Origin of the sequence: Longimicrobium sp., from assembly GCF_036387355.1 — a bacterium.
In the GTDB taxonomy this organism is placed as follows: domain Bacteria; phylum Gemmatimonadota; class Gemmatimonadetes; order Longimicrobiales; family Longimicrobiaceae; genus Longimicrobium.
Genome location: NZ_DASVTX010000260.1, coordinates 1 through 11,944 on the forward strand (window position 1 = coordinate 1; position 11,944 = coordinate 11,944).

Here is an 11,944-nt window from a genome sequence, read left to right on the forward strand (position 1 = left end):
GAGGGCGGACTGCAGGTCCGGCGCGAGCGGGGCGCGCAGGTCCACCGGCTCACCCGTGGCGGGATGGGAAAAGGCCAGGCGCTCCGCGTGCAGCGCCTGCCGCTTCACCAGGTCGGTCCGCCGCCGTCCGTACTGCCGGTCGCCCAGCACGGGGTGCCCGGCGTGCTGCATGTGCACGCGGATCTGGTGCGTTCGCCCCGTCTCCAGCTCCAGGCGCACCAGCGTCGCGGCGGGATGGCGCTCCACCACCTCGTACCGCGTCACCGCCGCCTCGCCGTTGGCCCGCACGACGCGCAGCGTGGGGTTTCGCGGGTCGCGCGCGATCGGCGCGTCGATGGTGCCGAGGTCCTGCGCCACGACGCCGTCGACGAGGGCCAGGTACTCGCGCCTGATCTCGCCCCCGCGCAGCTGCAGGTCCAGCCTGTGGTGCGCGTGCGCCGTTCGCGCGAACAGCACCAGCCCCGACGTGTCGCGGTCAATGCGGTGCACGGGATGCACCCGCGCCCGGATCCCCTGCCGCTGAAGGTGCCACGCCACGCCGTGCGCCAGCGTGCGATCCTGCCCCGGCGAGGTGGGGTGGACGAGGACGAAGGGCGGCTTGTCGAGCACCAGCAGGTCCGCGTCCTCCGCCACGATGGACAGGTCCATCTCCACCGGCGTGAGCCCCGGCTCCTCGTCCACCACCAGCCGCACCTCCACCAGGTCCCCCGCCTTGACCTTGCCCGCCAGCCACCCCGGCTTGCGGTTCACCTGCACGCCCCTGCTGCGCGTAAGGCGCTGGATCATGCGCCCGGAGATGCCCAGGGTTTCCGTGAGCAGCTGCTGCAGGGTGCGGCCCGCCTCTTCCGGCGCCACGGTGTGCTTGACCCACTGGGGCTTGCGCCCGGATTCGGCTGGCGGGGACATGGTGCGGCGTTCAGGCGATGGATGGTGACGCGGAACGCCGTCAATCTACGCGCCTGCACCGTGATGCACGACCGTCCGCCGCAGCGGCGCGAGCCGGGCGCGCGTTCCGGCGGCGGCCGGAACGCGTGGAGAGTCATGCCGCGCTGGACGTTCCGCCATCGGAACGAACTTTGGGGCGGCGGAAATCCGTTCCGGCGGTGGCGGGAAAGAAGTGGGGAGGAATTCGCGAAACGACACCGCGCGAACCGGTGGTTTTCGCCTTCTGAAACGCAGGTGGCGTAAAGGGATATGCGAAGACAAGACCCTTGACGGGCGGGGGAAAATCGTGCTTATTCTGGTCGTTCAGATTGTCCATGTGCGCCGCAGGCCGGGCGCGTTCCCGCACCGTACAGAGGGCACCATGAGCAGCAACCACGACGACGAGCCGCGCCCCGTGCCCGGCGAGTACACCACCATTCCGGGGTACGGCACCATGCGGCTCCGCGAAACGTCCATCCCCTTCGGCGTCTACGCGCTCGACGAACCCGTGGCGCGGCGCTCCGCCCCCGACTACAAGGCGGAGGTCCGCGACAACCTGTCCCGCGTCTGCGTCATCCGCACGCGCATGCATGAGGACCAGTGCGAGATCGACCGCCTGCGCGGCGAAACGCGGCAGATCCTCGATTCGCTGCGGGCCGCCTGATGTGGAAGGAGGTGCTCGACGTTACCCGCACCCTGCTGCGCCTGGCCGAAGACCTGCGCCAGAACCGCGAGGAAATCCGGGAGATCCGCCGCGAGGTGCGCGACCTGTCGCTGGAGGTGCAGCGGGTCTCGCTGGAGGTGCAGCAGGTGCGGGAAGCGGAGCGAAAAGAGCGCGAGGTGCTGGTGCTGCAGCTGGAAAACCAGATCCTGCGCGCCCGCAGCCTCGCCGTTGCGGCCGCGAGTTGAAGGGCGGGCGCGCGGGCCGGGTCAGAGGCTGCCCATCTGCACCGGCGTGCGCCCCTGCGTGACCTCGGCGCGAAGCTGGCCGCAGGCGGCGGCGATGTCGCTGCCGCGCGATTCGCGCACGGCGGCGCTGATCCCGTGCCGCCCCAGCCGGTCCACGAACAGGTCCAGGCGGGCACGCCGGCTCGGCTTCCACTCCGTCCCCGGGATGGGGTTGAAGGGGATCAGGTTCACAAAGGCGTTGAACTCGCGGATCACCCGGGCCAGCTCGTCGGCCAGCTCTGGAAGGTCGGTGACGCCGTCGATCATCACGTACTCGAAGGTGATCCGCTTTCCGCCCGCGGCGTCAAAGCGGCGGAGCGCCTCGAGCAGTTCGTCGATGTCGTACTTCTTTTCCAGCGGGATCAGCTTCTGGCGCAGTTCGTGGTTGGGCGCGTGCAGCGACACCGCCAGGCGGTACTGCTCCGGCATTTCGGCCAGGCGCAGAATGCCGGGCACCACGCCCACCGTGCTGATGGTGATGCGGCGCGCGCCGAACTTGTAGCCGCGGTTCAGAATGGCCAAGGTGGGGAACACGGCCTTGGGGTTCATGAGCGGCTCGCCCATGCCCATGAACACGATGTTGGTGATGTCGTCGTAGCCGTTCTCCTGGGCCCACCGGCGCGCGCCGCGAAACTGCGCCACGATTTCGCCGGGGGTGAGCTGGCGGCGGTACCCGGCCCAGCCCGTGGCGCAGAAGGTGCACGCCATGGCGCACCCCGCCTGCGACGAGATGCACAGCGTCAGGCGCGTGGGGGTGGGAATGAGCACCGATTCAATCAGCTCGCCGTCGGCCAGGCGCCACAGGTGCTTGGCGGTGCCGTCTACCGAGCGGGAGATCTTGGCCGGCTCGGGCGCGGTGAACGAGAACGCCTCGGCCAGCGCGGCGCGTTCGGCCTGTGGAAGGTCGCTCATTTCGGCAAAGCCGGCCGCGCCGCGCTCGTACAGCCAGCGCAGCACCTGCCCCACCCGGTACGCGGGCTGGCCGCGCCCCGTGAAGTGCTCGCGCAGCACGGGCTCGGCTTCTTCGGGAAGCAGCCCCACCAGGTCGGGGCGGGCGGCGGCGGGCGTGGGGTGTGCGGTGGCGATCATTCCGGGCGTTCCGTGGTGCTGGGCGCGGTGCAAACCGGGTAGTTCCCCCGACGCGCCGCCTTGTTCCCCGCGTGCTTGTCGGCTTTTGGCGCGAGCGTTAGCTTTTGCAAGCTCCGCACCCCGGCCACGCTCACGGCGTGGCCTGTCCGTTTCCCGGCCTTGAGGCTTGCAGTGCTGCTCAACGAGCTGCTCACTCCCGAACGCGTGCGCGTGCCCCTGCGGGGCGCCTCCAAGCAGGAACTCCTGCAGGAACTGGTCGCCGTGCTGCACGACGCCGGCGTGGTGGCGGATTCCGAAGGCGTCCTGGCCTCGGTGCGCCAGCGCGAGGAGCTGCTGAGCACCGGGGTGGGGAGCGGCGTCGCCATTCCGCACGGCAAGAGCAATTCAGTGCCGGAGCTGGTGATGGCGGCGGGGGTCACCCGCGGCCCCGTGGACTTTGACGCGCTGGACGGGCAGCCGGTGCACCTGGTGTTTCTGCTGGTGGGGCCGGAGGCCGCCGCCGGGCAGCACGTCAAGGCGCTGTCGCGCATTTCGCGCATGGTACGCCGCGACGGCTTTCGCGAGCGGCTCATGGCGGCGCAGACCGCCGGCGAGTTCGTTGCGCTGCTGGCCGAGGCCGAATCGCTCTGATGCGGCGGGCGCTCGCCTGGCTGCCGGCCGTGGCCTGGGCCGTGGCCATCTACTCGGTGTCCGGCCGCAGCACGGTGCCCATCCCCAGCGCCACCGGCGCCGACAAGGTGCTGCACTTTCTGGCGTACGCGGTGCTGGGCGGGCTGCTGGCCTTTGCGGCGCACCGCTCGGCGCTGCATCCCGCTGTCGCGGTGCTGCTGGGGGTGCTGTACGCCGCGACCGATGAGTACCACCAAAGCTTTGTGCCGGGGCGCTCGTCCGACATTCGTGACTGGGTGGCCGACGCGCTGGGCGTCTGCTTCGCCGTCTACCTGTACACACGCTGGCGCCGCCGTGCCGCCGACCCGTCTCCGGACGCGGCGGGGCGGGGCGCCCCTTCTCTTCGCGCATGACGGATCCGTTCACCACCGCGTACCGCACCCGCGCCGCCGGCTCGCTCCGCGCCGCCGACGCCGGCAACCCCATTACCGTGGCCGGCTGGGTTCACCGCCGCCGCGACCTGGGCGCCATCGTGTTTCTGGACCTGCGCGACCGCGAGGGGATCGTGCAGGTGTCCTTTGACCCCGAGTGGACGCCCGCCGAGGTGCTGGCCGAGGCGCGCCGCCTGGGGCCGGAGGACGTGGTGCAGGTGCAGGGGATCGTGTTTCCCCGCGTGCAGGGCCAGCACAACGCCGCGCTCCCCACGGGCGACGTGGAGGTGCGCGGCGCCGCGCTCACCGTCCTGAGCCGGTCGGAGCCGCTTCCCATCCAGGTGGACTACGCCGCCGACGAGGAGCTGCCGGCCGAGGAGCTGCGGCTGCGCTACCGCTACCTGGACCTGCGCCGCCCCGCGCTGCAGCACAGCCTCATCATCCGGCACCGCGCCGCGCAGGCCACGCGCGCGTTCCTCTCGGAGCAGGGCTTTCTGGAAATCGAGACGCCGCTGCTCACCAAGCCCACCCCCGAGGGGGCGCGGGACTTTCTGGTGCCCAGCCGGGTGCACCCGGGCGAGTTCTACGCGCTGCCGCAGTCGCCGCAGATCTACAAGCAGCTGCTGATGGTGAGCGGGTACGACCGCTACTTTCAGATCGCGCGCTGCCTGCGCGACGAGGACCTGCGCGCCGACCGCCAGCCGGAGTTCACGCAGATCGACGCCGAAATGGCGTTCGTGGACGAGGAAGACGTGTTCCGCACGGGCGAGCAGCTGATGGCGGCCATCTTCCGCGAGGTGTCCGGGGTGGAGCTGCAGACGCCGTTTCCGCGGATGACGTACTTCGAGGCGCTGCGCCGCTACGGCAGCGACAAGCCGGATCTGCGCAACCCGCTGTTCATCGTCGACGTCACCGAGGTCCTGTCGGGCGCCGACTTCCGCATCTTTCAGGCGGCGGCGGAGAGCGGGCAGAGCATCCGGGGCATCCGCGTTCCGGGCGGCGCGCGGCTTTCCCGCAAGGAGCTGGACGAGCTGCAGGAAGTCGCCAAGCGCGGCGGGGCGGCGGGCGCGCTCTGGGTCAAGCGCGGCGACGAGGGGCTTTCCGGGCAGTTCGCCAAGGGGCTGGACGAGGCGCGCGCCGCCGCGTTCTACCAGGCGGCCGAGCTGCAGGCCGGCGACCTGTTCGTGGCCGTGGTGGGCTGGTTCCGCGGCGAGGGCGAGGCGGCCGGGCCGGAGGTGGACGGCGCGCTGGACGAGCTGCGCCGGCACCTGGGGCGCAAGCTGGACCTGGTGGATGCCGGGGCGCACGCCTGGCTCTGGGTGACCGAGTTCCCCGTCTTTGACTGGGACGCGGAGAACGACCGCCTGGTGTACGCGCACAACCCGTTCAGCATGCCCAAGGGCGACGCGGTGCAGGCCATCGTGGACGCCACGCGCGACGGAACGCCGTCGCGGGAGGCGGCGCGGGCGCTGTACGGCATGGGGCTGCGGTCGCGCGCGTACGACGCCGTGTACAACGGCAACGAACTGGCGAGCGGGTCGGTGCGCATCCACATTCCCGCGGTGCAGCAGGCGGTGTTTTCCGCCCTGGGAATGACGGCCGAAGAGGTGCAGGGCAAGTTCGGGTTCCTGCTGGAGGCGTACCGGTACGGCGCGCCGCCGCACGCCGGATTCGCCTTCGGCTTCGACCGGCTGGTGATGCTGCTGGCCGGCATGCCCAGCCTGCGCGACGTGGTGGCCTTCCCCAAGACCACATCGGCGCGCGCCCTGTTCGAGAACGCGCCCACCGTGATTGGCGACGCGCAGCTTCGCGAGGTGCACGTGCAGGTGCGCGCCACCGCCGAGTAGCGCACCCCGCGGCACGAGAGGTGTACCAGTCACGCAGGGGCGGGGGATTCCTCGCCCCTGCGGCGTTCGGACGGGAGTGCGTGAGCGCTGAGTGCTGGGTGCGTGAGTGCTGAGTGCTGAGTGCGTCGCCGGGGGGGGAATGCCTCCGGGTCGATGCCTGCCGTGTGCCTCGTCCGCCGAGCGCTGCTGCGGCGGAGCGCCTGATGATGCATGAGCAGGTCGCGGGGCGATGACGCCGTGCGACGGATGGACTTGGAAGCCAGAACGACGATCGGAGTTCGATGCCTGAGACCGCGAACAACAGCGTGCAGCACCGCATTCCCGCCGACCGCGCCGACCCGCTGGCGCTCAGCGGGGTGAACGACGCCAACCTGCTGGAACTGGGCCGCGTGGCCAACCTGCGGGTGATGCTGCGCGACGACCACCTGCTGCTTTCCGGCGACCTGCGCGACGTGGAGCGCGCCGTTCCCGTCGCCCAGCACATGGTGGAGATGGCCCGCAACGGCGTTCCGTTCGGCGTGGACGACGTGTCGCGCTACCTGGACGCGTCGCGCTCGCAGGACGGCGTGCGGCGCCTGGCCGACGCCGCCGGGCGGGTGACGGTGCCCGGGCCCAAGAAGACGGTGAGCCCCAAGAGCGAGGGGCAGGCCAAGTACCTGGAGGCGATCGAGAACAACGACGTCGTGATCGGCATCGGGCCGGCGGGTACGGGCAAGACGTACCTGGCTGTGGCGATGGCGGTGGACGCCCTGTTCAAGAAGCGCGTCAAGCGCATCATCCTGGCCCGTCCGGCGGTGGAAGCGGGTGAGAACCTGGGCTTTCTTCCCGGCGACCTGCAGGAAAAAATCGACCCGTACCTGCGCCCGCTGTACGACGCCTTGGAAGACATGATTCCGCCGGACCGGCTGCGCCGCGCCATGGAGAGCCGGTCCATTGAGATCGCGCCGCTGGCGTACATGCGCGGACGCACGCTGCAGGACGCCTTCGTGATCCTGGACGAGGCGCAGAACGCCACGCGCGCGCAGATGAAGATGTTCCTCACCCGCCTGGGGATGAACAGCAAGGCCGTCATCACGGGCGACAAGACGCAGATCGACCTACCGCGCCGCGAGGATTCGGGGCTGGTGGAGGTGGAGGCGGTGCTCAAGGGGATCGAGGGGATCGCGTTCTCGTACATGCGCGGGGCCGACGTGATCCGCCACCGGCTGGTCAAGGACATCATCCAGGCGTACGACGCCGCCCGGGGCGAATCCTCGTCGGAGGACCCCACCCCGGCATGAAGGGGAACGGGGACCGTCCCCCGGAGCGCCGCGCCGTTCCCCGCGAACCCGCGGCCCCCGTCCGGCGCACCGGATGGGCGGCCGTCCTGCACCACGGCCTGAGGCTCCTGCTCCTCCTGGCCGTGGCCGGCGGCGTGTACGCGCTCTTTCCCGGGGCGCAGACGTCGGACGTTCCGGTGATGGAGCGCGGCGTGGTGGCGCGCGAAGACGTGGTGGCGCAGGTGGCGTTCAGCGTCCCCAAGCTGCCGGACGAGCTGGCGCGGGAGCGCGACGAGGCCGCGCGCGGCGTTCCCCCCGTGTTCGACTACCGGCCCGGCGCGGCCGACACGCTGCTGGCCGGGCTGGGGCAGTTCTTTGCTTCGGTGGATTCGGCGCTGGCGCAGAGCCCGCCGGGCGCGGAGGCGCAGGCGGTGCGCGGTGCGCTGGACCGGGCGCGCGTCCCCACCACGCTGGGTGCGCTGGAGGTGCTGTCCGACCCCGGGCGCCGCGCGGAGCTGCGGGGGGCCACGGAGGCGGCCATCCGCGAGCTGCTGCCGCGCGGCGTGGCCGTGTCGTCGCCGGAGCTGGCGGGGGTCTCCGCCGTGCGGGTCCGCGGCCTGTCGGGCGGGGAGCGGCTGCTTTCGGCGGACTCGCTGTACACGGCGGACCAGTTCTACCGCGCCGCGCAGGCCCGGCTTCCGGAGTCCGCCGGGGTGGACGCTGCGGAACTGCAGCGGCTCCTTCTCGTCCGCTACTTTCGCCCGAGCCTGGCGGAGAACGAGCGGCTGAGCGCCGCCGCCCGCGCCCGGGCCGGCGCCGCGGTGGACTCGGTGCGCGAGCGCATCCTGCCCGGCCAGCGCATCGTGGGCGCGCGGGAGCAGGTGGGCGAGCGCGAGGTGCAGCGGCTGCGGGCCTACCAGGCGGCGCTGCAGGCGCGGCCGTCGGAGGGCGGGGCGGAGATCACCGGCGCGCGCGCGTTCGGCAGCATTCTGTTCAACGCGCTCCTGCTGCTCATCGTGGGCGCGCTGCTGCTCATCGTGCGCCCCATGATCTACCACGACAATCGCTCCGTCATCTTTCTGGGGCTGCTGGTGCTGGCCGTGGCGGGGATCTCGTCGCCCATCGCGCACTATGAGCTGCCCACGGAGCTCATCCCCATCCCCTTCGCCACGCTGCTGGCGGCGGTGCTGTGGGGCGGCCGGCTGGCGCTGGTGCTCGCCCTCGTCCTCGCCCTCCTGCTGGGCGGGCAGCAGCCGTTCGTGGGAATGACGGTGCCGTTCGAGGCCGCGGTGGCGGGGGCGGCGGCGGCGTTCGGGCTGCGGATGGCGCAGCGCCGCTTTCAGGCCTGGGGGCTCATCGGGCTGATCGCGGCGGCGTACGCCATGTGTGTGATCGCGGTGGGGCTCATGCGGTCGCGCGGGGCGGGGGAGATCGGCTGGGGAATCACCTGGGGCGCGGTGAACGGCATCGGCAGCACGCTGCTGGCCATGGGCTTTCTTCCGCTGGCGGAGTGGTTTACCCGGGTAACTACCAACCAGACGCTGATGGAGCTGGCGGATCCCAAACATCCGTTGCTGCAGCGGCTTTCGCTGGAAGCGCCGGGGACGTACGCGCACACCATTTCCGTCGCCAACCTGGCGGAGGCGGTGTGCAACGCCATTGGCGCCAACGCGCTGCTGGCCCGCGTGGGGGTGTACTACCACGACATCGGCAAGATCACCAAGCCGCTGTACTTCATCGAAAACCAGCCGCGCGGCCGCAACCCGCACGACCGGCTGAAGCCCACGACCAGCGCGTCCGTGGTGCGCAGCCACGTAGTGGAGGGGCTGCGGCTGGCCCAGGAGTACCGCCTTCCCCGCACGGTACGCGACTTCATCGCCCAGCACCACGGCACGCAGACCATCTCGTTCTTCATGGAGATGGCGCGCAGGGCGGATCCCGACGCCAAGCTGAATCCGTCGGAGTTCAGCTACGGCGGGCCCAAGCCGCAGACGCGGGAGATCGCCGTGGTGATGATGGCGGACTCGGTGGAATCCGCCGCGCGGGTGCTGCACGACCCCACCCCCGAACGGATCCGCGAGCTGGTGGACCGCATCGTGAGCGCCAAGATCGCGGCGGGGCAGCTGGACGAGTCGCCGCTTACGCTGCGGGAGATCCACATCACCCGCGACGTGCTCGCCAAGGTGCTGGGCGGCATGTATCATCAGCGCCTCGACTACCCCCCGGCCCCGCCCGCGGCCGGCGCGGAGGCGGAGGAGCCGCGCGAGCCGGCGGCGGAGCCCCAGGGAGCGGCGCATGGATGAGATCCAGGTGGACGTCAGCGTGGCCGAGGGGGTGCACCCCGCCGCGGAGCCGGCGCGCATCGAGGCCGCGGTGCGCCACGTGCTGCGGGCGGAGGGGGTGGCGGAGGCCGAGATTTCCGTCGCGCTGCTGGATGAGGACGCCATCCGGCAGATGAACCGCGAGTGGCTGGACCACGACTACGTCACGGACGTGATCTCGTTCCACCTGAACGAGGAGGGCGAGCCGCCGCTGGGGGACGTGTACCTGGGCGTGGCGCAGGCCGCGCGGCAGGCGGCCGAGCTGGGCGCGGACCCGGCGGAGGAGCTGCTGCGCCTGGCCGTCCATGGCACGCTGCACGTGCTGGGCTGGGAGCACCCCGAGGGCGCGGACCGCGCCGGCTCCGACATGTTCGTTCGCCAGGAGGCGCTGCTGCGCGAGTTTCTGGCCCGGGGCGCCGGTTGAGGCGCCCGCCCGATCCCGATCCTTCTCGCTCCCCACCGGGTGACCTGATGACGGCGACCGCCGCCGCCGACCACGACGTGGACCCCATCGACGAGCTTCGCGACCTGCTGGAAGTGGGGAGCGACGCGCAGCTGCGCACGTTCCTGGACGGCATTCAGCACGGGTCCGACCTGGCCGACCTGCTGGAGCAGCTGGACGACGACGACCGTGTGCGCGTGCTGCAGCTTCTGGCGCCGGACGACCCGGCGCTGGCTGCCGACGCGCTGGCGGAGATGGAGCCCGACGAGCACCCGGAAGACTCGCTGGCCGCGCTGGACCCGGCGCAGATCGCCGCCGTGGTGGCCGAGCTTTCGGACGACGACGCGGCCGACATGATCGGCGAGATGGAGCCGGCGGACCGCGACCGCGTGCTGGCCGCGCTTCCCCAGCAGGACGCGGGCGACATCCGCGACCTGATGGCGTACGACGAGGAGTCGGCGGGCGGCATCATGACCGCCGAGCTGGTGACGCTGCGGGTGAACCAGACGGCGGCGCAGGCCATTGACGAGGTGCGCCGGCAGGCGCACGAGATGGACGAGTTCTACGGCATCGTCTTCGTGGTGGACGAGCGCGAGGTGCTGCAGGGCACGGTGTCGCTGCGCGCCCTGGTGACGGCCGACCCGTCCACCGCGGTGCGCGAGCTGGTGCAGGACCCCATCGCCGTGGTGCTGCCGGAGACGGACCAGGAAGAGGTGGGGCGCGTCGTTTCCAAGTACAACCTCACCATCATTCCCGTGGTGGATGGGGGCGGGCGGCTGCTGGGCGGGGTGACTTTCGACGACGTCATCGACATCATCGAGGCGGAAAGCACGGAAGACCTGTTCAAGTTCGTAAGCGTCTCCGCCGAAGAAGAGGTGCGTGGCGGATGGCGCGACGCGGTGCGGCTGCGGCTCCCCTGGCTGTTCATCAACCTGCTCACCGCCTTTGCCGCGGCCTCGGTGGTCTACCTGTTCGAGGACACGGTGAGCAAGGTATCGCTGCTGGCCGTGTGCATGCCGGTGATCGCGGGGATGGGGGGCAACGCGGGCACGCAGGCGCTGGCCGTAACGGTGCGGCGGCTGGCGCTCAGCAGCGAGCGCAGCGGCACGCCGTGGAACGTGGTAGGCAAGGAGCTGCTGGTGGGCGCCACCAACGGCCTGGCGACCGGATTGGCCGCCTCCGGCGCCGCATTTCTGCTGTGCCTGGCGACGGACACCAACCCGCTGCTGGCGGCGGTGGTGCTGATGGCCATGCTGCTGAACCTTACGGTAGGCGGCTTTGCGGGCGCGTTCGTGCCCACGGTGCTGGAGCGGATGGGAGTGGACCCGGCGGTGGCGTCGTCCATCTTTGTGACGACGTTTACGGACATGTGCGGGTTCTTTCTGCTGCTGGGGCTGGCGTCGCGGCTGCTGCTGTGACGGGCAGGGAATAGGGAATAGGGAATAGGAATAGGGAATAGGGAAGCGCCGAAGCGCACTCCCGCCCTCCCGTCTCAGCACTCAGCACTGGGCACTGGGCACTGGGCACTGGGCACTCACGCCCTCCCGCACCCAGCACTCACGCACTCCCCCGTGCCTTCCCCCTTGAACACCGTCCACCTTTCGGTGTATCTTCGCTCATGCTTTCCGAGCTGCGGATCCGCAACTTCGCGCTGATCGACCGGCTCTCGGTCCGCCTGGGGCCGGGGCTGAACGTGCTGACCGGCGAAACGGGCGCGGGCAAGTCGATTATCGTCGGCGCGCTCTCGCTCCTGCTGGGCGAGCGCGCGTCGGCGGACGTCGTGCGCGCCGGCGAGGAGCGCGCCTCGGTAGAGGGCGTGTTCGACGTCGCCGGGCGCGACGACGTGGCGCGCGTGCTGGAGGAGCGCGGCATTGACCCCGACGACGACGGCGTCCTGGTGCTCAAGCGCGAGGTGGCGCGCGAGGGGCGCAACCGTGCGTGGGTCAATGGATCGCCCACCACCGCGGCCGTGCTGGGCGAACTGGGGCGCGCGCTGGTGGACCTGCACGGGCAGCACGAACACCAGACGCTGCTCAAGCGCGACGACCAGCGCGCCATTCTGGACGCGTACGGC

Annotated in this window: 13 protein-coding genes; 10 read left to right on the top strand and 3 right to left on the bottom strand. The window is 71.0% G+C overall.

What is annotated here, in order from left to right; all coding sequences use genetic code 11:
• The coding region (locus tag VF665_RS11225) for an RluA family pseudouridine synthase (protein ID WP_331053522.1) at positions 1 to 906 on the bottom strand (906 nt) is incomplete at its 3' end.
• A gap of 133 nt (positions 907 to 1,039) precedes the next feature.
• Positions 1,040 to 1,261, bottom strand: a complete 222-nt coding sequence (locus tag VF665_RS11230; protein WP_331053523.1) for a hypothetical protein — start codon at positions 1,259 to 1,261, stop codon at positions 1,040 to 1,042.
• Positions 1,262 to 1,306: 45 nt separating this feature from the next.
• On the opposite strand from VF665_RS11230, the gene VF665_RS11235 reads away from it, so the two are divergent.
• The gene (locus VF665_RS11235) at positions 1,307 to 1,588 is read left to right on the top strand and encodes a hypothetical protein (RefSeq protein ID WP_331053524.1); all 282 of its coding nucleotides are present in this window, start codon (positions 1,307 to 1,309) and stop codon (positions 1,586 to 1,588) included.
• The gene (locus tag VF665_RS11240) at positions 1,588 to 1,833 is read left to right on the top strand and encodes a hypothetical protein (RefSeq protein ID WP_331053525.1); all 246 of its coding nucleotides are present in this window, start codon (positions 1,588 to 1,590) and stop codon (positions 1,831 to 1,833) included. Before VF665_RS11235 ends, VF665_RS11240 begins: the two co-directional genes overlap by 1 nt.
• 21 nt (positions 1,834 to 1,854) lie before the next feature.
• Here the strand turns inward: VF665_RS11240 and rlmN are convergent, their stop codons facing one another.
• Positions 1,855 to 2,961: a 23S rRNA (adenine(2503)-C(2))-methyltransferase RlmN gene (gene rlmN / locus VF665_RS11245; protein WP_331053526.1), complete on the bottom strand. Its 1,107-nt coding sequence runs from the start codon at positions 2,959 to 2,961 to the stop codon at positions 1,855 to 1,857.
• Positions 2,962 to 3,120: 159 nt separating this feature from the next.
• Here rlmN and VF665_RS11250 point away from each other — a divergent pair, with 159 nt between their 5' ends.
• From VF665_RS11250 to VF665_RS11285, 8 genes are all read left to right on the top strand, one after another.
• Entirely contained in the window at positions 3,121 to 3,591 is a 471-nt protein-coding gene (locus VF665_RS11250) for a PTS sugar transporter subunit IIA (RefSeq protein WP_331053527.1), read from the top strand.
• Positions 3,591 to 3,983 (top strand): VanZ family protein, encoded by a 393-nt coding sequence (locus VF665_RS11255; RefSeq protein ID WP_331053528.1) that lies wholly within the window; start codon positions 3,591 to 3,593, stop codon positions 3,981 to 3,983. The genes VF665_RS11250 and VF665_RS11255 overlap by 1 nt, the downstream gene beginning before the upstream one ends.
• Entirely contained in the window at positions 3,980 to 5,848 is a 1,869-nt protein-coding gene (gene aspS, locus VF665_RS11260; protein WP_331053529.1) for an aspartate--tRNA ligase, read from the top strand. Before VF665_RS11255 ends, aspS begins: the two co-directional genes overlap by 4 nt.
• Before the next feature lie 281 nt (positions 5,849 to 6,129).
• The gene (locus tag VF665_RS11265) at positions 6,130 to 7,128 is read left to right on the top strand and encodes a PhoH family protein (protein ID WP_331053530.1); all 999 of its coding nucleotides are present in this window, start codon (positions 6,130 to 6,132) and stop codon (positions 7,126 to 7,128) included.
• Entirely contained in the window at positions 7,125 to 9,410 is a 2,286-nt protein-coding gene (locus tag VF665_RS11270; protein ID WP_331053531.1) for an HDIG domain-containing metalloprotein, read from the top strand. The genes VF665_RS11265 and VF665_RS11270 overlap by 4 nt, the downstream gene beginning before the upstream one ends.
• Positions 9,403 to 9,852, top strand: coding sequence for an rRNA maturation RNase YbeY (ybeY, locus tag VF665_RS11275; RefSeq protein WP_331053532.1), 450 nt, complete (start codon positions 9,403 to 9,405; stop codon positions 9,850 to 9,852). The genes VF665_RS11270 and ybeY overlap by 8 nt, the downstream gene beginning before the upstream one ends.
• 47 nt (positions 9,853 to 9,899) lie before the next feature.
• Entirely contained in the window at positions 9,900 to 11,288 is a 1,389-nt protein-coding gene (gene mgtE / locus VF665_RS11280; protein WP_331053533.1) for a magnesium transporter, read from the top strand.
• A 200-nt stretch (positions 11,289 to 11,488) separates the two neighbouring features.
• Positions 11,489 to 11,944 (top strand): AAA family ATPase (locus VF665_RS11285; protein WP_331053534.1); only part of this gene is annotated, 456 nt, incomplete at its 3' end.